The organism is Methylophilaceae bacterium (assembly GCA_018398995.1).
Lineage (GTDB): Bacteria > Pseudomonadota > Gammaproteobacteria > Burkholderiales > Methylophilaceae.
In genome coordinates this window covers 1,675,663-1,695,362 of sequence record CP073759.1, presented here as the reverse complement: position 1 = coordinate 1,695,362, position 19,700 = coordinate 1,675,663, and the positions used below count along the sequence as shown (strand labels likewise).

The following is a 19,700-nucleotide window of genomic DNA, read 5'->3' as shown; positions in this document are numbered from 1 at the left end:
CAAAACCTTCTATAAAAATGAACGATTAATACAAATAAAAGCGGGCTTCTGCCCGCTTTTAAGTCAAACACTCTCAATCAAACTGATAGTTAATATAAGGTCTTTTGCTTTTGAATTGTCTGTTTAATCTTTTCGATGCATCAGACTCTTCTTCATCAACATAAGTAGCACCTTCCCATTCTTCGTCAGCTTGCTGTGCATCTTTATTATTCACAGCTGGATTTTGTGCCGCTCTTCTGCTGATAAATTTTAGTCTTAATGCATTGTTTACATCTGGATTCGCTTGTGAGGCATCGGCAATATGCAATCGATCTGCCACATTGACATGCTCGTGGTTTGCATTAGCATATGCGTTGAGTGTGAAGCTCAACATCAAAGCACTGAGTAATGATAATTTTTTCATTTCAAATTCTCCTAAGTAGTTGGCATTTCAGCCAAAAAGCCTTTATTCATATAACGCTTTTTTATGAAGTATATTGTGCGCCCACTGAGTCAATAAAAAATCCGTCAATATACCTATATCGGTATATACTAAACGGCATATGTCAAATAAACATCATATGATTGATAGTGAAGTGCCTGCTTTAAGCGCAAGAGAGCTGCGCGCATCTGTTAAAAAAGACCATGAAGAAAATGCTAAGTTAAGGCTATTTTATTTAACTGGCAAAATGCTCTACGATAAAGGCTGGTCTGCAACGATTGCAGCACAAATACTCAATACCTTTTGCACCCAAATAGGGGCTGCTCACGGTTTAATAGCAATACAAGAAACCAACACCTTAACCGTGCTTGCTCATCTCGGACAAACCTATCCTGTCGGCGCTCGTATTCCAATCATGGGGGTATTAGCAAAACTATTGCGATCACCATGCGAGTTTCAAGTAAGCCATGAATTGACGCCACTGTGGTCATACCCAGATACGGCCGGCTTAACCCCTTCTATCATTCCTATTGCCTATGCTCAACAACCGTTGGGCATCTTGGCTTTTTCTGGCAACGCTGGGACGTTATCTAAAGATGATAATCAGACGATTCACAGCTTAAGCGGGTTAGTTGGTATGGCCATGATGCGTGCGAGCAAACAATCCGCATCACCTGAAGATTTGCATATATTAGATAGTTTAACCCCAAGAGAGCGAGAGGTATTTGCCTTGTTGCCTTATGGGCATAGTAATGCAGCGTTGGCTGAATTGTTAGGAATAGCGCCGGGAACCGTTAAAATTCATGTTGAGCGTATCCTGAGCAAGCTGGGCTTAAAAGATAGGACGCAAGCGGCTGTTAAAGCAGTGGAGCTTGGCTTTAAAAATAATTGATTCAAACTGCTACCTACCCTAATTTATATATAGACAGAAAATGTTGAGCATGAGCAAAATCAATCGCGGCATATCGCAATATTGGCAGGATCTGCCTTTGGCGGCAAAAGGTATTATTGTGATTATGTTGCCTTTGGCTGTGTTGCTAGCCTCGCTTAGCTCTCTTTACAGCTTAGAAAAGCAATTATCGAGTTTAGAAAACCAATTAAAGCTCGCACTACAAAACCAACGTGACATTGAAACGGTGCATACCAATTTATTACAAGCGTCTACAGGTGTTAGAGATTTCTTACTGACAGGAGATAAATTGTTCTTACAAAACTTCTATATCGCCAAACAACAACTGCCGACATTACTCGATAAATTAGTGGTGCAATTAGAGAGCGAAGTGCAAAAAGAGCGTATTAGCAATATTAGTTTACTGGTACAGGAAAACCTAACAAGGCTTGATATTTTATCCAAAAACGAGTCGGATATTGCCTCCGAGAATCTGGTTCTGCAATTTAAATTACAGGTCAGCAATATGGAAAAGTTAAGAACCGAGATTGAGCTTTTAAAACAACAAGAAGCACTTTTGGTTTCTGAAGATCAATTTAAAATTAAAGTGCAACGCCAGCGCAATATCCGTATCACGTTGCTGGCCGCATTCAGTGGCATTCTGGGTTCTATTTTTGCGGTTTGGATTTTTTCAGGCACGATCGTTAAAAGAGTTAAGCTATTAAGAGATAGCGCAGCGCATTTAGCAAAAGCAGAAGCCCTCGAATTACCGTCAAGTAGCAAAGATGAATTGGGACAGCTTTCAGAGGCACTAGATCAAGCCTCTAAATTATTAGCCAAGAATATTTACGATACTACGCAGGCTAGAAATGAGGCCGAACAAGCTAGTAGAGAAAAAAGTATGTTTTTATCACGAACCAGCCATGAGCTGCGTACACCACTCAATGCCATTTTGGGCTTTGCTCAGCTACTACAAATAGAGCTTGAAAATGACAAGCACAAAGAAAATGTCAATATGATTAAAAGCGCAGGCGAACATTTGCTTAAATTAATTGATGAAGTATTAGACATTGCAAGAATCGAGTCAGGCGTTCTGAGACTAACACTTGAACCAACGCCAATTAATGACTTAATGGCGGAAGCTATTCAGTATATAGCGCCATTGGGTAAAATTCGTGATATACAAATTGAGCAAGATATCCAGCCTAATTTAGTTGCGCTTGCTGAGCGACAAAAGTTGTTACAAGTCATATTAAATCTATTATCTAATGCGCTGAAATATGGGCCATGTAATTCTACCGTTTTAGTGTCTGCTTACCAAAAGGATGCAACGATATTAATTGAAGTATTTGATGAAGGGGCCGGTATTGCTGACCCTTTAAAAGAAAGACTATTTACTGCGTTTGACCGATTAGGTGCGGAGCACTCTAAAACTGAAGGTACTGGCTTGGGATTAGCGTTAAGTAAGCAAATCATCTTAGCCATGCAAGGTAGTATTCACGTTGCAAAAAATAAAAGTTTATTTTGGATAGAGCTAAAAGCAACCAATGCCCTGCCAAACCATAAAAAGATCACGCAAGCAATCACCGCCACTAAACAAGCGCCCACCAGCATACATAAAAAACACATCATCTATGTAGAGGATAATGTCAGCAATCGTGCTTTGGTGGAAGCCGTTATCAAACGTTTGCCCAATCTAAAACTACATTGCACAGCCACTGTTAAAGAAAGCAAAGATTTACTCAATCAAATTGACGCCAGCTTAATGATTGTCGATCTCAATCTACCGGATGAATCAGGCGAGGTATTAGTAGATTACATTAAATCTCACCCCAATTTAAAGCGCTTACCGATCATGATTTTAAGTGCCGATGCAATGCCAGATACGATTGAAAGATTAAAGCAAACAGGGATCAATGACTATATGACCAAACCACTCAATATTGCCACTTTCACTAAAACCGTATTAAACCTAACGCAAGATGACAGGACCGAAAATGACAGATAATGAGATTTTAAATGCCAAAATACTGATTGTTGACGATGCCGATGCAAACCTACGCTTACTTGAAGCCTTATTAGCAAAAGAGGGTTTTGAGCAAGTCATTAGCACCGCAGACTCGACAAAAACAATCGACTTATTCACCGCGTTTCAACCCGATTTAATTTTACTTGACCTCATGATGCCCGTTCTTGATGGCTATGCAATACTCGACTTACTATCCAAAAATATTCCCAAAGATGAATACTTACCCATCATTGTACTGACTGCTGATGCCACCATTGCGGCCAAAAGAAAAGCCTTAGCATTAGGCGCAAAAGACTTTCTGACAAAACCTTTCGATTCGATAGAAGCCATGTTAAGGGTTTGGAATTTACTCGAAACAAGAATGCTGTATAAAAAGTTAAAAGAGTTACAAAAATCATAACAGCCAACATCCAGCAAATCCTGCTGATAGCAATATCCATCAAATATTATTAATTCATCCAATTAATAATCCACCAACATAACAGTGCCAAGTATAAACATTTAATATAACTTATAATTATATAAAAATAATTACAAATTATTTATTAATATATAAAAATATTGGGTACAGTACGTTCATTCGTAATTTGAGCAATACTGATGACAAATGCTAAACCAAAATTAAATATTGATAATGAGAGCGAAACGCTTGGAAAAATATCTGAGGCAATCAACGCAATTAAAACTAATACTGGATTTGGCTCGATAGAAATTGTTATTCATGACAGCAATATTGTTCAAATTGAACAGCGCGAAAAAATTAGATTCAGCAATACCAATTTAAACAAAAAATAGAGCTACCAAATCAATGGCGCTATATAAAATTTTATCAATAGTTTCCTGACCAGACCACTGGAAGAAAAAGATCAGGAGAAAAAATGAAATATAGAAAAATTATTAATTCACTCATTCTTGCAGGGCTAGTCGTCAGCACCAAGTCACTATTGGCGAATGAAATCGGTAAGAGCCAAAGCAAAGAGGTTGCAAATTCATCTATTCAAATAGCTGACGCCTACGAAATCGTGCCTGCTAACGCAACCGAACAAGAACAACAGGTGAAAATTAGTGACCGCCTAAAGGAAATAGAATTAGAGCAGAGAGCGGCAAAGCGTGCGGCTAATGGCTATTACGTAGAACGTAAAAGTTATGGTACTGGACGGGAGACTGAGCCACCTCGTTACGTGAAGCAACTTAATAAAACTTGGTTGAAAGACTATGATGCTTTTTCAGATATTGATTGGTTAGATATTGGTTTGGATTATCGTATTCGATATGAAAAGCGTGATAACGACTTTAGACGTGGTCGCGATACTATTGATGACCCTATCTTGTTGCGTACACGTGCTTATGTAGCGGTTAAAACATTCTAGATCCACTTCGTTTTACATTAGAAGTCGAAGATGCTACTCGAAACAACAGCCAGTTTACACGTGAAATCGATACGCGCGATATCAACCGCGCCGAGCCAATTCAAGCTTATGCAGAACTTTTTTTTAAAGAAACCCCATTGGGTAAAGATGATTTAGGTAATGACCGCCCCATTAGCGTACGTGCTGGTCGTCAAGCATTTGAATATACTGATCGCCGATTGCTAGCACGTAACGAATGGCGCAATACGACCAATAACTTTCAAGGTGTACGCGCCATTATTGGTCAAAAGAAAAATGACTGGCAGCTAGATTTATTGGCGTTAAAGCCTATCCAGCGTTTTAGTGACCAATTAGATGAAGTCAGTCACGCACAAGACTTTTATGGAGTGATTGGTGATTGGCGTCGCTGGTCAGAAGTAGTCACCTTGCAACCTTATTATTACTTGTTAAAGCAAGATGGTGATGAAGTAAAGTATACGGGTAACGGCGCACCAGCTGCGGCTAATAGTAAGATTGACCGTGAAATTCACACGGCTGGCTTACGTGCTTATGGTGTTGTCGGCAAAACTGGCTGGGATTATGACGCAAGCTACGTTAAGCAATGGGGAAAATAAGATCGCTTAAGCAATACAGGCGTATTTATCGCAGAGCTCGACCATGATGCCTATGCATACAATGCTGAAATTGGTTATAGCTTTAACCACCCGTGGAAACCAAGAGTGAGTGGCTTTTATGGTGTAGCGAGCGGTGACAAAAATCCAACTGATGGTAAAAATCAGCGTTTCGAAAGGCTTTTTGGCTTTGCACGGCCATGATCAAATAATGATTACTTTCAAATGGAAAATATCATTGCACCAAAAGTAAAACTTGAGTTTGAGCCCAAAATAGCATGGCTACCAGGTGTGCGCGTTGATACAGGTTATAGCTGGTATCGCTTAGACAGCTCTAGTGATCGCTGGAATGGTGCTGGGCTACGTGACAATACAGGTCAAAGTGATAAAGATGTTGGTGAAGAAGTGGATATTCGCGTGCGATTCCCAATCAACAAATACGTTGCTGCTAACTTAGGCTATGCTAAATTCTGGGCAGGTAACTTTACAAAAGCGACCTCACAACGGGCTGACCCTGAAAGACGCGAAAACTCTGATTTCTTTTATACAGAAATTTTGATTAGTGCTTTTTAATTAAAAGAACAAATTAAACATGGTTGAAATCACATGGTTCATATTGTTGATGTTTTTGCCATTGATATATTGGTTTAAATAGCCCACTTCCAACCTTACACTTGGGTTAAAAGCCCAATTGACGCCAACAAAGGCGCGGTTTTGATCGAAACCTCTTCTTGCACCATAGTCGGTTTGGTTTAAATTGAGAAAATATTCATCATAAGCCACCCAAGTTAATTGCGCGCTTAGTTTAGAAGGCATTGTTAGCCTGATCATTTGCCTGATTTTATGTCCAGTATCATCTGCATTTTCGATAAACCGTTGCTCTAAGCGTGTTCGACTTTGTATGGAGACAGCACCAATTGGCTGAAAATTATGCAGAAGCTGTTGCCAAACACGATGTTCTTCAAAAGATGCGTTGCCAGCTGGGTCTGTGACCACATGGGCATAACCTGCCCAAATACTCGTTTGCTTGTTAAGGTTATAAAAAACCGCGGGTCGAATAATTAGCTGATCAAACTCGCTCAGCTCTTCACGCCAACGCGGCTGCAACTCTGCATACCAATGCCAATGTTTGACAGGTAGAGGCCCGATAGCATTCACCGTCAACCAAGCACGACCATCTTCGTCTGGCGATGCTGATACGCTGATGCTAAAAAAACCAACCAGTAGCGTTATCAATACCTGATGCAGATCAAATTTTAACTTCATAAAAAAAGCCACTTTAACATTAATTAAAGTGGCTACTATACTATGCCAAGCTTAATTGAAAATTAAAAAGCTTGAATTAAACTGATGACATTAGAAGTTGTATTGCAATTGCACACGAAGCGCATCAGCATCGAATGTCTCGTAGTTAGATTTTGCCTCTACATTTGGATTCAGTGCACCTGTTACGAGGTTGGTACGTTTCATTTTATGGTAATAAGCCACTAACTCAACTTCTGGTGCTATTTGCCATTCTGCACCAATCTCCCAATCGTTCACATGATTTTGTGGTGCATTGGTTTCTGCCTTACTTGCACCATCAAAGTATTGCCATTTGATAAATGGAATTAGTGTGCCATTGGTATCAAAAAATTTAAAATTATTGATTTGATACATCGCCTGTACATAACCACCATTTAAGCTTTGCTCTCTAATGGTATTGCTCGCAATATCCAAACCTGGCGTTGTTCCCCAGTTCCATTCCGCCTGAATACCAAATGGTTGTGGATACATGATAAAGCTAACGCCTACGCGCTCATCTTTAAATCCATTAATACCCTGAGATACATCAGCGCGAGCTGTTCTAAGAGTTCCATTGACTGTATAGTCGCCTCTAGAAGCAACCACATATTGACCACGATAAGCTTGGATACCAGCCTCATAAATCTGACCAGAGTCGGTTTTCCATGGATGCGTATAACGCGCAACAATATGGTAGTTATCATTTTGGTCGCCACGGTTAGCACCTTGACCGTTATAAGCACCAATACCAAATTGACCATAGTTACCTGAATGTTTTAGACCCAGCTGGCTAATTTCTTTAAACAGCGCTTGTGTCTCTAGTGGGGTGTAGTAGTAGAAAGCACCTAAATCACGCTCGTCACGTACCGCTGAGTTTAGCGCATCGTTACGATCTAACGCCAAACGATTTTGCGAAGACTGCAAGTTTTCGAAACCATACGGTACTTTAGATTGACCCACACGAACACGGTGTACTTTATCTTTTGTAAGGTAGACATCACCATAGGCATCACGTAGCTGCACAATATTACCAGTACCTCCTGCAGAGCTGGCAAAATCAGGTTGAAGATAGTAATACAAACGCTCGCCAATATCACCGAATAAAATCACACGTGCTCGACGAATTAAAAAGTTTTTATCATTTCCTATGGAGCGGTCATCCCCTACTGAACGATCAGACCATAAATTAATACCTTCGTCACCGCCAAGCATTGTTGTATTACGTACTTGCAAATAACCACGGATATTGACTTTTCCGCCAACCTTCTTTTTAGCCAACGCTAATGCTGGATCATCTTTTGTATAAGGACGGCTAATCAATAAAGGTTTTGCTTCCTCTTCTGTTAATACGCCTTTTTCTACAAGCGCGTTAACCAAATCAGACGTAGTATCAGCCATCGCATTAGCGCCATAGCCAAATAATGCTGTACTTGTTAATGCCGCCAGGACAGCCTGTTTTAATTTTGTATTCATTATCATCCCTTAAGTTAATGTGTGAATCAGTTATTTCCAACGGGATGAATTTTGATGCATTAATATTTCATATTTATGACAAATGCTTATATAAATATCAATATAATTAAGTTTTTTAATATTTAATGTAAAAAATTATAATAAAAATAGTTATTTATGTTTAATTAATGACAAAGAACTATTTTTAAAAAAAGCTAACTTTCATAAATAAGGTTAGCGAAATAAAGGGAATCTCACCAATCGAGCGCTCGATTCCCGCAAAAAGAAAATGAATAATCTATTTGTTGATTTATTTTTAAACGGAAAAATTATTAATAAAAAGATTGTGCGGAAATATAGAGTATCTATTAGAAGTTTGCGGTGTGGCAAGCCCCTAGTTGTTAAATTGCATCGAATATTGACCCACCTAGCATAGAAATATGCATCTAATTTTGACCCACGAGACGATACTAAACTGCTCACAACTTGAGCAGGAGAATAGGAGTGATCGACGTGGCGATATTAAGTGTAATCAGGCGTTGGCATTTGCGCGATCAAATGCCCATCAGAGAAATAGCCAGACGTACAGGCTTATCCAGAAACACCGTTAAGAAGTATCTTGCAGGTAATATAGTTGAGCCGCATTACCCAAGACGGCGAAGTCCTAGCGCACTAGATGCCTATGCACTCAAGCTCACTCAATGGCTACAACTAGAAGCGAGTCGCAATCGCAAACAACGCCGCAGCCTCAAACAACTCCATGTGGATTTGGTTTCACTTGGCTACACAGGTTCATATGACCGAATCACTGCCTTTGCCAGACGCTGGCGGCAAGCCCAACAAGAATTAGCACGCATTGCAGGTCGAGGCACTTTCGTACCACTGGTGTTTGCTGCTGGCGAAGCCTTCCAGTTTGACTGGAGTGAAGACTGGGCCGTGATTAATAATGAACGTGTGAAGTTACAAATCGCGCACTTCAAACTCTCCCATAGTCGCGCTTTTTACCTAAGAGCCTATCTATTACAAACCCATGAAATGCTATTTGATGCACACAACCATGCCTTTGAAGTATTAGGTGGTGTACCAAAGCGGGGCATTTACGACAACATGCGTACCGCTGTAGATAAAGTACGGCCTGGTAAGCAACGTGACATTAATGCACGCTTCCAAGCGATGGTCAGTCACTTTCTATTTGAAGCCGAATTTTGCAATCCTGCCTCAGGTTGGGAGAAAGGCCAGATTGAGAAGAATGTGCGAGACTCAAGACATCGGCTGTGGCACCAAGCACCGCGCTTTGAGAGTCTTACCGCCGTGAATGATTGGCTACAAACCCGTTGTGTCGATTTATGGCATGACATTCGACATCCCGAATTGACCCAGCTCACAGTAGCTGAAGTGTGGGCGCTAGAGCAATCGCAACTCATGCCAACCCCACGTCGCTTTGACGGCTTTGTGGAACATAGCAAACCCGTATCACCTACTTGCTTAGTGAACTTCGAACGCTGCCGTTATAGCGTGCCTGCGGCTTTTGCTAATCGACGTATTAGTTTACGTGTCTATGCCCATCATTTGGTGTTCGTTGCAGAAGGTCAAATCATTGCAGAACACACACGCATCATTAATCGTAGACATAGTGCATGCCAAACTATCTATGACTGGCGACATTACTTAGCCGTATTGCAACGTAAGCCAGGCGCTTTGAGAAACGGTGCACCTTTCGCCACTCTACCTGCCGCCTTCTTACAACTACAAGCCATCTTAAGTAAGCGCAGTCAAGGCGAACGTGAAATGGTGGAGATACTAGCGTTGGTGCTCTATCACGATCAAGCGCTTATCTTACAGGCGGTTGAACAAGCCATAGCCGCAGGTGTCCCTTCAAAGCAACATATCTTGTATTTGTTAAGCTGTTTAATTAGCCAAATCAATCCAGCCCCGCCACCCTTAACGGATGTGCAGTTAGCCAATGTGCAGCAGGCGCTTGCGTTAGTTGAAGAACCCCAAGCCAATGCCACACGTTATGATAGCTTAAGGAGAATTAGCCATGCAGCATGAGGTGATGATCACTACCTTAAAAGCACTTAAGTTATTTGGCATGGCAAGAGCGGTAGATGAGCTAGCAGGCCAAAGCGCACCCGCTTACTTAGCCGCACAACCCGTGCTCAATGACTTGCTTAAAGCAGAAACGGCTGAGCGTGAGGTGCGTGCGATTCAATATCAGATTAGGCTGGCACGATGTCCTACTTATCGTGATTTGACTGGTTTCGACTTTAGTCAAAGCAGTGTCAATGAAGCTTTGATTCGCCAGTTGCATCGTTGCGAGTTTGTGCATGATGCGCATAATGTAGTGCTGATTGGTGGGCCAGGTACGGGTAAAACCCATTTAGCCACTGCCTTGAGTATGCAGGGCATTGAACACCATGGACTGCGTGTACGCTTCTTCTCTACTATTGATTTGGTGAATGCGCTCGAAATCGAGAAAGCTGCGGGCAAACATGGGCAAATCGCTAATCGTTTGTTGCATGCTGATATTGTGGTGTTGGACGAGCTCGGTTATTTGCCTTTTAGCCAAGCTGGGGGTGCCTTACTGTTTCATTTGCTAAGTAAGTTGTATGAGCAAACCAGTGTGGTGATTACCACTAACTTAAGCTTTGCTGAATGGACGGGTGTATTTGGTGATCAGAAACTTACCACAGCACTACTTGACCGACTGACGCATCGTTGCCATATTGCAGAAACAGGCAATGATAGTTATCGCTTTAGACACAGTTCAATAGATTCAAGAAAGGAGCGTAAAACAAAAGACTAAAACCCAACTTTAGCGATAGAATAAGCAATTAAGGGTGGGTCAATATTCGATGCATTTGGTGGGTCAAATTTAGATGCAATTTAACACCCTAGTTTTCTATACAATTAATAGCTTCTCATAATACTGCTTTTCATAGTTTACTGGCGAAATGCCATTGTTGTTGCCATGTCGTCTTTTTGGATTGTAAAACATTTCAATATAATCAAATATATCAGATCGTGCTGCCTGCCTTGTTGGATAAACACGGCCTCTAATACGCTCACCTTTTAGCAGTGAGAAGAAACTTTCAGCCACAGCATTGTCCCAACAATTACCACGTCGACTCATGCTGGCTTCCAGTTGGTTCGCTTTCAAGAAACTGCGCCAGTCAGAACAAGTATACTGTATGCCCTGATCAGAATGCACCAAGACTTTGTTTGTTGGCTTTCTGCGCCAGACAGCCATCAACAATGCATCAACCACCAAGTCAGCTTTGGGGCTATTCTTCATACTCCATCCAACCACTTGTCTTGAGAATAAATCCAATACAATCGTGACATACAGCCATCCTTCATGCGTTCGAATGTAAGTAAAGTCGGTCACCCAAGCTTGGTTCGGTTGCGTTACACTAAACTGTCGATCCAATACATTATTGGCAGCATGATGTTGATTGCCTCCCCTAAAACCTTGATGTTGTTTGTAACGACGCTTTGATTGTGTGCCAGCTTGACGCATGATGCGGTTCACTCTATTTTTACCGCATGATTCACCTAAGTCTTTAAGGTCTTTGGTGATATTGCGATATCCGTAAGCAAAGCCACTTTAAAGCCAGCATTGCTTAATCTTAACCAGTAACCGCTCATCTTCACGGTGACGATTGCTTTTAGGTTGCAACAGCCAAGCATAAAAACCACTGCGGTTAATTTGCATCACGCGACACATTGCCGATACACGAAATCGATGGAGCCTTGACTTTATGAACGTGTACTTTTCTTTGACTCCACGGCAAAGTACACGGCGGCCTCCTTTAAAATGTCTCTTTCCTCTGTCACACGTCGGAGCTGAGCTTTTAGCTGCCGTATTTCATCTAGTTGCGTATCAATAGCTTGTCGCTGGTTGCCTGAATTATCATATCTAGCAACCCAAGCATGTAGGCTTTTGGTTGTAACGCCTAAGCGATCTGCAACATCGCTTAACTTGTAGTTACGTTCTCTGACCTGTTTGACTGCTTCAATCTTGAATTCATCTGTATAGCGCTTACCACTCATTTTAAACACCTCTTTTATGTTGCGTTAATTGTAACGCTACTAAGTGTCTAGAATACTAGGGGCTTGCCAGTGCAACAACTCACTCAGGGTATGCAGTGTTGTTGGCTTCAATGTGTACCTGCATAGACCTGATGCATTCTGGTCGCGAGAAATTAAATCAATAAGTTGACTTAAAATAGTAACCTAATAGGTATTAATAGTTTTAGTTTAAACTTTAAATTGAGACTTTACTGATACTAGGATTGTGGTGCTTGGTTAAGCACTACGTTGGCATCATCTAACTGATCTAATTTATCTTGTAATATATTTTCAAGTTCAACACGTTTGAGCTGGAAAAATTTTTCCTTTCGCATGAACTCCTCATACAAACTTGGCGTTTCGTATATTTTAATCAGTGATTTTCCATGCGCATATAATAATTGGTTTTTTTCAGTGCACGCATTCAGTTGCTTAGTAGCTTGCGCAACATGATCAACTTGTGTTTTACGTTGTTGTTCATTAAATTCTAAATCAGCGAGCGCCTGTTGATACTGTTGTTTTAATTCTTCTAGTTCATTTTTGATTTCCAATAGCTCAGATTCTCTTTCAGCCAAGATGGATTTGGTTTTTTGTAAGCTTCTATTTGAGTTTGTTAATTGCGTATTCACTTTTTTAAGACTACCACTTGCTTCAGCGGCATTTTGACTCGCTTCTTCAAGCGCCTTCTGCTTCTCTGCCAACTCGGCATCTTTGGCTTGTTTTTCTGCTTCCAATTGCGCCTGTTGCTGACGCATTTGTCTCATCATTTGGGCATTACGCTTACTATCTTTATCAGCCGCTTCGACTATATCAGTCGATGCCAGCCCAACAATTAAAGTGCTTATTAAACAAACCTGATACCCATATTTAAAAACAAACATAATAACTCCGCTCCTAACTAGCATTAAAAGCGTCCATTGAAATCTACCAAGAACACATCTACCGAAAATGGTAAGCCACTAATCGAATCTGAGGTTAGGTAACGGGCACCTAGCCATGCATTTTTATCTAAACCATAATTACCAACTAATGCCCAACCCCTAATATTGGTAGAACCTAAACCAAAGTTAGAGTCTGTAAAGGTATCTAGCACCGAATCAGCTTCGACATGCTTATAGCCTAATGAAACCATCCAATCATGCGCCTTTACGTCTTTAACAGGACCATCTCTATTGAATGCATTAAAACTATCATGCCCCAGATCAAGTCTCATTTGATAGGCTACATCTTGTTTCTTGTAAACGTTACCTGTTCTACTGAAGATTTCGTTTCTATCAAAACCAATGTTTTTGACGTAATCGCCAGTCAATGTAATGTGTACAGGGTCAAAATTCATCAGATCCACTTGTCCCGTTAAGTTTATCTGTTCAAACTTAGAGGCCGTTCCGATGATAGGCTGCGCGCCATTAATGCCTGTATTATTCGCATTAATATCAAATGTACTATTACCACGCTGCCTAAACAGCGGTGCTGTAGCACTGTTATCATTTAGGCCCACTGAATTCAATTTACCCTCTACGTTTTTATAGTCGTGGTATGCAGCTGCAAGCTTAAAAGTGCTTTTATTAGGCGCTTGCCATTTGATACCCGTTTGCACTGAATATAGCCATTTGTCTTTTGCTTTATTCACTTCAGATGTTTGCACCTCTTCTATTGGGAATGCACCCAAAGTAACAAACGATGACCAAGCATCATTAAATCTTGGCGTAAACTTTGCAACCGCTCCGTCAAATGCTAAGTCAGGGTCCCATAATATATCAGTATGTAAAAATGGGTTGCCGAAACGTCCACCCGCAAGCGTCAGCCATGGACTAACTTCTGCCTTTAAAAACGCACGATCAAGACCAAAAATATACTTACCCTGTGCCATACCTTCGGTTTGATTTGGCGTCAACGGCGTATCAAGCAAACCCGTTACAAATTGCACACCACCCGTTAGCCAATCGTTAACTTGCACATCCGTTCCAAACCTTGCACGAACACGTAGCCTTCTTCTATCTTCACTTGCATTTTGTAGGTTCATATCGCTTAGTGGGTTATTTAATTCTGCTAGCGAGGCATTGTTGTCGGAAAATCTATCCAACTGAGCACGTAAACGCATATCCCCATGAAAAGAAAAGCGATCTATCCAACCAGGCAAAGCTAAACGCTCCTCGCCTTTATAATTTAGCTTCGCCATCACTTCTTTTTCGATATCTTGCCGCAATTCCGCCTTAACGTACTCAGGAACGTATTGCACTCTTACTGATTTGTCTTCTTTTTTGTAAGGCGCATTAGCGCTGTCATTTAATTCTGCAGACTGTTTAGCTTGATGTTCTGCTTGGGCAGTAGCTTGCTTAACAATAGCATCCGCTTTGTTTTTAGGCAGCACGCCTTCTTGCACCAACAAATCAATCAAGTTAATCGTTGTTGCCCTTAATTCCTCTAAAGTTTCACGCTCATCTGCATACGCGTTCGCATTGATCATACTCATACTTAATAATGTGAGCACACCATATAAAGTGCTGGTGATTTTTTTAGATTTAATAAACATAGTCATCTTTCAATTTTTACAACTTACGTTGTTTGCCTTTATCAAATAATATTATTCGGTGAATACTTTACATATACGATGCGCTCTGTATCCAAAGCACAATCATGCGCTCGTTAACCTAATTTCCTTGCAGTGATCCTTAACTTCACCGGTTGTGGCATTCCCTCTGGTGGCGCTTTTTTAATCGATTGCAAGCTATTTAGTGCCGCCTTTAATGCTTGTTCAATATCTGGACTTGCATCAGACTGCAACACAGTTAGTTTTTCTATATCTCCATTCGGTTTAAGCCATACTGATACCACCATTTTGTATTGGCCTTCTTTTAGCAGCTGATTACGTTGCAGTGCTTTCTCAATCTCACTTTTAATCAATCCTGCATACCAGCTAAACTTCAAACCAGCATCCGAGCCAATTTTGATATCCCCACCCTTGTACTCGTTGGTCACGTTACCTGCTTGAAAGTTACTCGGCTCATCACCCGCAGCGCCCTCCATTTTTAATGTTTCAGGAGGCGGCGTTTCTACTGGTTTTGGCTCAGGAGCTTTTGGTGCCTCTTTGGGTTGCTCCTTAGGCTGCTCCTTAGGCGGCGGCGGCGGCGGCGGTGGCGGGATATCTGGCACCAGTTTTATTGTCGTTATTTGTCGTTTCGGTTGACTGTGCCCTTTTAGCAAGTCCTTTAAGCCTAAGCCCAATAAGAACAAAAAAGCTAAAATTCCCAGCAAAAATAAGCCGCGTCTAAGCCAACCTTTTTTATCGTTATTTTCCTTTTCCATCACAGCATCTTTTTAGTTATCACCATTAGGTTCCTATGCGGCCAGTGACTAAGCCGACACTCTGTATTTCTAACTTGTTCACTAAATCAATGACACTAATAATGCCGGCATAAGGTGCCTTAGCATCTCCTTTAATCATGACGTTAAATTTAGGATCTTGTGATTGAGCAGTAAGCAATTGACTCTCTAATTCCACCATGCTGACACCAACACCGTTGATAGTGACACTGCCACTTTCTTGAACCTGTACAATTTTTATATCGTGCTTTTCTGTACTTGGCTTATTTGATGGCTTAGGCAAGTTCATGGTTAGCCCTTGCACACCAGCAGTGGTCATCAGAATAAAGATCACCAACAATACATAAGCTAAATCCAACATCGGCGTAATATTGATGGTGTCATAAGGTTGCGCGTCGTTTTGTACTTGCACTGTGCTACTCCACCATTCTCTTTGTTACTAGACCAACTTCTGTAATGTCTAGCTTTTTACAAATTTCCAACACCTCGGATACCTTTTCATAATGCGCAGCCGCATCGCCTTTTAATACAACGGGCAAGTTGGGATTGGCACTTTTAAATTCAGCTAATCGTTGCTCTAGCATTGCCATATCGACCGGGTATGCATCTAAATAAGTCGTGCCGTCACTTGTTATCGTAATAGCCCGCATTTGCGGTTTAGCCAAAGCAGTCGAGTTCACTGTTTCTGGAGAATCCACTTTTACACCCTGCATTGAAGCGGTAGTCATGATGATAAATATCACTAACAATACATAAGCAAGATCGAGCATTGGCGTGATATTAATCTCGTCATACAGCTGATTCTCTTCTTTGACGCCTTCAGACACAAATATCCTTAATCTTTACCAAAAAGCTCTGCGGTACGAGTCACAAACTCATCCACAAAAATTTGCATTGAGATGGTAATATTTTTAATGCGGCTAGCTAGATAGTTATATCCAAATAAAGCAGGAATCGCCACTGCCAGACCTGCTACAGTAGCTAACAACGCTGCTGCAATACCTGGTGCAATAGCGTTTACGTTCACATCGCCTGCTGCTGCAATCGCCGCAAAAGTGATCATCACACCAACAACAGTACCCAACAGCCCCAAGAAAGGCCCACCAGAAATTGCAATGGTTAGTAAAACCATCATGCTATTTAAACGCTGGGTTTCTCTTACCAAGTCAGCGTCTACAGCAGCCTTAATAGCATCCATGGAAGTGCCACTTAATACTAATTGCTCACCTGATCGTTCACGTTTACGAATTTCGCGTATACCCGCTTTGTACAATCCAAGTAGCGTTGAACTTGGTAAGCTTATTCCGGCATCTAAATTGAGTAAATCTTTATTATTTGCACTTTGAAAACGTTTCAAAAACACTGCATTATCTTTATCAGTTCGCACCACAATCACTGCTTTAGCGTACATGACCCACAAACTAATAAAAAACATAATCGCTAAGATTCCAATTACAATTTCAGCATCTAGCGTTAAGCTGGTAATTAAGATACCCAGATAACTAGCCTCACCACCCTCTTCTTCGCTCTCCTCAGCAGTGATCGTAAGAAGTGTGCCGGCAACACCAAGGCTATTATTGACTAACTTCATCCATGAGGCGCTTTTCGCAACACTCAGCGTTTCAAGTTCGTCAAACTCACCGACAAAATTTTCGCCGATTTGAATATCGCCACTTAATACAGGCAGACTTATTTGGCCAGTTGCGACTTCATTGCCATTAAAATATAAGCTCGCTTTACCACCAGCTGTAGTAATACCAACGTGATGCCACACAGCAGGGTTAAACTGTCCACCTTTAATTTCCACATCACCAATTGTCAGATTTAATGTATCAGCATCCAACTTTAAAGACAGCTGTCCTTGGTTCATTAAAGAAGCGGTTTGGGGCAGCGTAGTAGGCTTAATCCAAGCAGACCATGTGTAACCCTGAATAATGTCGATATCTGACTTAGCCGCAACCAAGAGCGGTGTTTCATTGATACGTGCACTATCACCTACCAACCCTGCTTTCTCTAAAGTAGCATCTCCAGTAACAACGAGTTGTTGAGAAGAACGATCGGTAAGGAATGTATTTTCGCTAAAAGAAAGCTTAAGCATTATACTGTTATCAGCAAAAATTGAGGCATTGCCAGCTGCAGGCGCATCAAGGTTACCAGAGTAAATCCAAAAACTGGCGTCCTTATTAGATGATATTAATTGAGGCACTTGCACCCAAATCACTGCCAGCTCATTGATGGCATCAAATTTTTCAACAAAAAATTTTAGCTCTGTTTTATCGTCTGCAGCAATAATCCTGATATCAGAACCGTCGAAATTTGCACTGGTGAAATCAAAATTACCTGAATGTAAGCGTACTGGTATCAAAGCATTGGTTACCGCCTCAGTCACTTCAGTCGTATTAATTGCAACCTTAGTACGTGTTTCCCAAGCTTCATTCCAAGCAGCGCCTGCGGATAGTGAAATAAATAAAAAAAAGCTCGCTACAATTAGCGGCGAATAAGACATTAAACGTTTTAACTGTGTGATATATAGCATATGAATAATCAATTTGTTTTAATTGATCAGATTATAACGAACTAATGTTTCAGTTAAATTAATTACGGACTAGATTTAATTGGATCAGCAAAAATACGATTTGCACAAAAGAAGTTATGTAGGAACCTTCATATAAAAAACACACCCAGATGGGTGTGTTTTTTAATTATTTTATTGACTAATTATTATTAGTCAAGAAATTGCATAGGTGCTGCACAGTTACTACCATAATTAGTAGCCTTAGCTATTTGTACACCAACCGTACATGAAGAACCATTTGATGGGTTTAACGTTAAACCACGTGGAAATGTAAGGCATGTATTAGCAGGTGGGTTCCTTAATTGCGCTGTTATTTCGTCCAGAACCGCAGCCTCAAAAGGTGTTTTAGGACCATTTCTTACAAACTGTTTCATTTCCATGTGAAACTTATAATCGCCATTAGCAGCAGTTTTGCGTGCTCGATCAGTATCATCTAATTCAGGATGAACTCCATCAATTTTTAAATAACGATATCCACCTCTAGAGCCAGCAGTACGCCAATTATTTTCTAATGATAAAACGCCTATAGCAAATTGATCTGCTTCATTTAGTGAGTTTGAAGCACTGGTTAAAGCTGTTTGCACATCACCTGACCCAGAATGAAGAACTACTTGATATAAATCATCAACACTATCAACAGCGTAAGACAATGGAAGTGTTTGGTTTACTCCGATTGCACAAGGGTTTCTGAGAAAGAAAGCATTAGAACTTGACTGCGTTCCAGACGTATCCACTCGACGTTCTAATTTAACCTTTTTTTGATTACCTGGCAATATTATATTCCAACCCGAGAAGGCTGCGTCTCCAGCAGGTGAAATTAAAGAGGCATATTGTGAACTAGTAATATTAGGTGCATTAGCTGGATCATCATCTTGTGTTAAGATGCCTTGCTGAGTTTGTAATGCACGATAAAGCGGAATACTGACAGCCACCCCAAATACTTGTCCAACACCAACGTCTGTTTCTGTACCTTTTGAAGAGACATTACCACCACCGATGCTTGGACTAAAAAGTGCAGCTTCTACATCTGAATAACCGCCTACGGGAAAAGAGGGACCATTAGGATCTGTTAATAACGCTGCCGCATTAAATTCATTATCTGCTGAAGTGGCACCTGTAGAAGTTAAGCCTCTGCCGATTTGGTCACAGCCTTTGTATACGTTAGCGTTGTTATTAGGGTTTATTTCATCTTCATAAACTACAGGAGAAGCATTACAACCGCTTCCTTCTCCTGGATACTTTACTCGACCTAAAACCGAGCCTATGGTGTGAGGTGTATAAGCATTCAGTGATCCACCATCTAATGTATGATATAAAACAGATACAGTACCGGAACGTAAGCATGCATAAGCGCTGAAGTTACCTAGTGTTCCTGGTCTTAAAGCTGAACCGCTATTTGTTGTACTAAAAATTGAATTTGTACCTACATCACAACCTCTAACCCAGCCCTCATAAACTGTTTGAGTTGGAGCACTTGCACCAGTAATCCATGCTTGTTGAAGCGTGCCGCCAGTTCTTGCTTGATCGATATCTTGCGGAGTAACTGCAGCAGCAAATGTAAATGCAGATGCACTTAAACTTGCAATCAATATCGCGATTTGATTAATTTTCATCTTTTCTATCCTCTTTAGTTTAAAATTTTCAAAATCTCAGAAAATGATGCTTTATAAAGCA

At 40.9% G+C, this 19,700-nt stretch carries 16 protein-coding genes and 2 pseudogenes; 7 read left to right on the top strand and 11 right to left on the bottom strand.

All coding sequences use genetic code 11. The features are described 5' to 3' along the window. Positions 1–73: 73 nt before the first annotated feature. A complete protein-coding gene (locus KFB94_08530) occupies positions 74–403 on the bottom strand; it encodes a hypothetical protein (protein ID QVL45284.1) in 330 nt (109 codons plus the stop codon). 157 nt (positions 404–560) lie between these two features. On the opposite strand from KFB94_08530, the gene KFB94_08525 reads away from it, so the two are divergent. The 5 genes and pseudogenes from KFB94_08525 to KFB94_08505 all read left to right on the top strand — a co-directional run bounded on the left by KFB94_08525 (position 561) and on the right by KFB94_08505 (position 5,893). Next, positions 561–1,313, top strand: a complete 753-nt coding sequence (locus KFB94_08525; GenBank protein ID QVL46641.1) for a response regulator transcription factor — start codon at positions 561–563, stop codon at positions 1,311–1,313. Positions 1,314–1,353: 40 nt separating this feature from the next. Continuing rightward, positions 1,354–3,318, top strand: coding sequence for a response regulator (locus KFB94_08520; GenBank protein ID QVL45283.1), 1,965 nt, complete (start codon positions 1,354–1,356; stop codon positions 3,316–3,318). Next, complete coding sequence (locus tag KFB94_08515) at positions 3,308–3,739, top strand: response regulator (protein QVL46640.1); 432 nt, start codon at positions 3,308–3,310, stop codon at positions 3,737–3,739. Before KFB94_08520 ends, KFB94_08515 begins: the two co-directional genes overlap by 11 nt. 200 nt (positions 3,740–3,939) lie before the next feature. Further along, a complete protein-coding gene (locus tag KFB94_08510) occupies positions 3,940–4,134 on the top strand; it encodes a YezD family protein (GenBank protein ID QVL45282.1) in 195 nt (64 codons plus the stop codon). Positions 4,135–4,217: 83 nt separating this feature from the next. Further along, positions 4,218–5,893, top strand: a pseudogene (locus tag KFB94_08505) (alginate export family protein). Here the strand turns inward: KFB94_08505 and KFB94_08500 are convergent. Then, on the bottom strand, positions 5,894–6,586 hold the full coding sequence (locus tag KFB94_08500; protein QVL45281.1) for a DUF2490 domain-containing protein: 693 nt from the start codon (positions 6,584–6,586) through the stop codon (positions 5,894–5,896). It lies immediately after the preceding pseudogene. A gap of 90 nt (positions 6,587–6,676) precedes the next feature. Beyond that, the gene (locus KFB94_08495) at positions 6,677–8,077 is read right to left on the bottom strand and encodes a porin (GenBank protein ID QVL45280.1); all 1,401 of its coding nucleotides are present in this window, start codon (positions 8,075–8,077) and stop codon (positions 6,677–6,679) included. 483 nt (positions 8,078–8,560) lie between these two features. Here KFB94_08495 and istA point away from each other — a divergent pair, with 483 nt between their 5' ends. Further along, on the top strand, positions 8,561–10,108 hold the full coding sequence (gene istA, locus KFB94_08490; protein ID QVL45279.1) for an IS21 family transposase: 1,548 nt from the start codon (positions 8,561–8,563) through the stop codon (positions 10,106–10,108). Then, positions 10,098–10,862 (top strand): IS21-like element helper ATPase IstB, encoded by a 765-nt coding sequence (gene istB, locus KFB94_08485; protein QVL45278.1) that lies wholly within the window; start codon positions 10,098–10,100, stop codon positions 10,860–10,862. Before istA ends, istB begins: the two co-directional genes overlap by 11 nt. Before the next feature lie 96 nt (positions 10,863–10,958). On the opposite strand, the pseudogene KFB94_08480 reads toward istB, so the two are convergent. From KFB94_08480 to KFB94_08445, 8 genes and pseudogenes are all read right to left on the bottom strand, one after another. Next, positions 10,959–12,109 (bottom strand): annotated as a pseudogene (locus tag KFB94_08480) (IS3 family transposase). A gap of 236 nt (positions 12,110–12,345) precedes the next feature. After that, positions 12,346–13,008, bottom strand: coding sequence for a hypothetical protein (locus tag KFB94_08475; protein QVL45277.1), 663 nt, complete (start codon positions 13,006–13,008; stop codon positions 12,346–12,348). 23 nt (positions 13,009–13,031) lie between these two features. Beyond that, on the bottom strand, positions 13,032–14,660 hold the full coding sequence (locus KFB94_08470) for a putative porin (GenBank protein ID QVL45276.1): 1,629 nt from the start codon (positions 14,658–14,660) through the stop codon (positions 13,032–13,034). Between the two features lie 113 nt (positions 14,661–14,773). Continuing rightward, a complete protein-coding gene (locus tag KFB94_08465; GenBank protein QVL45275.1) occupies positions 14,774–15,433 on the bottom strand; it encodes a TonB C-terminal domain-containing protein in 660 nt (219 codons plus the stop codon). 25 nt (positions 15,434–15,458) lie between these two features. Beyond that, positions 15,459–15,863 (bottom strand): biopolymer transporter ExbD, encoded by a 405-nt coding sequence (locus KFB94_08460; protein ID QVL45274.1) that lies wholly within the window; start codon positions 15,861–15,863, stop codon positions 15,459–15,461. 4 nt (positions 15,864–15,867) lie between these two features. Continuing rightward, positions 15,868–16,278 (bottom strand): biopolymer transporter ExbD, encoded by a 411-nt coding sequence (locus KFB94_08455; protein ID QVL45273.1) that lies wholly within the window; start codon positions 16,276–16,278, stop codon positions 15,868–15,870. Positions 16,279–16,286: 8 nt separating this feature from the next. Further along, positions 16,287–17,957, bottom strand: coding sequence for a DUF2341 domain-containing protein (locus tag KFB94_08450; GenBank protein QVL46639.1), 1,671 nt, complete (start codon positions 17,955–17,957; stop codon positions 16,287–16,289). A 218-nt stretch (positions 17,958–18,175) separates the two neighbouring features. Then, entirely contained in the window at positions 18,176–19,639 is a 1,464-nt protein-coding gene (locus tag KFB94_08445; GenBank protein ID QVL45272.1) for a hypothetical protein, read from the bottom strand. Positions 19,640–19,700 lie beyond the last annotated feature (61 nt).

What these genes read in the sequence shown, in the direction of transcription:
- KFB94_08530 (QVL45284.1), bottom strand. Translation starts at nt 403, where the DNA reads ATGAAAAAATTATCATTACTCAGTGCTTTGATGTTGAGCTTCACACTC.
- KFB94_08525 (QVL46641.1), top strand. Translation starts at nt 561, where the DNA reads ATGATTGATAGTGAAGTGCCTGCTTTAAGCGCAAGAGAGCTGCGCGCA.
- KFB94_08520 (QVL45283.1), top strand. Translation starts at nt 1,354, where the DNA reads ATGTTGAGCATGAGCAAAATCAATCGCGGCATATCGCAATATTGGCAG.
- KFB94_08515 (QVL46640.1), top strand. Translation starts at nt 3,308, where the DNA reads ATGACAGATAATGAGATTTTAAATGCCAAAATACTGATTGTTGACGAT.
- KFB94_08510 (QVL45282.1), top strand. Translation starts at nt 3,940, where the DNA reads ATGACAAATGCTAAACCAAAATTAAATATTGATAATGAGAGCGAAACG.
- KFB94_08500 (QVL45281.1), bottom strand. Translation starts at nt 6,586, where the DNA reads ATGAAGTTAAAATTTGATCTGCATCAGGTATTGATAACGCTACTGGTT.
- KFB94_08495 (QVL45280.1), bottom strand. Translation starts at nt 8,077, where the DNA reads ATGAATACAAAATTAAAACAGGCTGTCCTGGCGGCATTAACAAGTACA.
- istB (QVL45278.1), top strand. Translation starts at nt 10,098, where the DNA reads ATGCAGCATGAGGTGATGATCACTACCTTAAAAGCACTTAAGTTATTT.
- KFB94_08475 (QVL45277.1), bottom strand. Translation starts at nt 13,008, where the DNA reads ATGTTTGTTTTTAAATATGGGTATCAGGTTTGTTTAATAAGCACTTTA.
- KFB94_08470 (QVL45276.1), bottom strand. Translation starts at nt 14,660, where the DNA reads ATGTTTATTAAATCTAAAAAAATCACCAGCACTTTATATGGTGTGCTC.
- KFB94_08465 (QVL45275.1), bottom strand. Translation starts at nt 15,433, where the DNA reads ATGGAAAAGGAAAATAACGATAAAAAAGGTTGGCTTAGACGCGGCTTA.
- KFB94_08450 (QVL46639.1), bottom strand. Translation starts at nt 17,957, where the DNA reads ATGTCTTATTCGCCGCTAATTGTAGCGAGCTTTTTTTTATTTATTTCA.
- KFB94_08445 (QVL45272.1), bottom strand. Translation starts at nt 19,639, where the DNA reads ATGAAAATTAATCAAATCGCGATATTGATTGCAAGTTTAAGTGCATCT.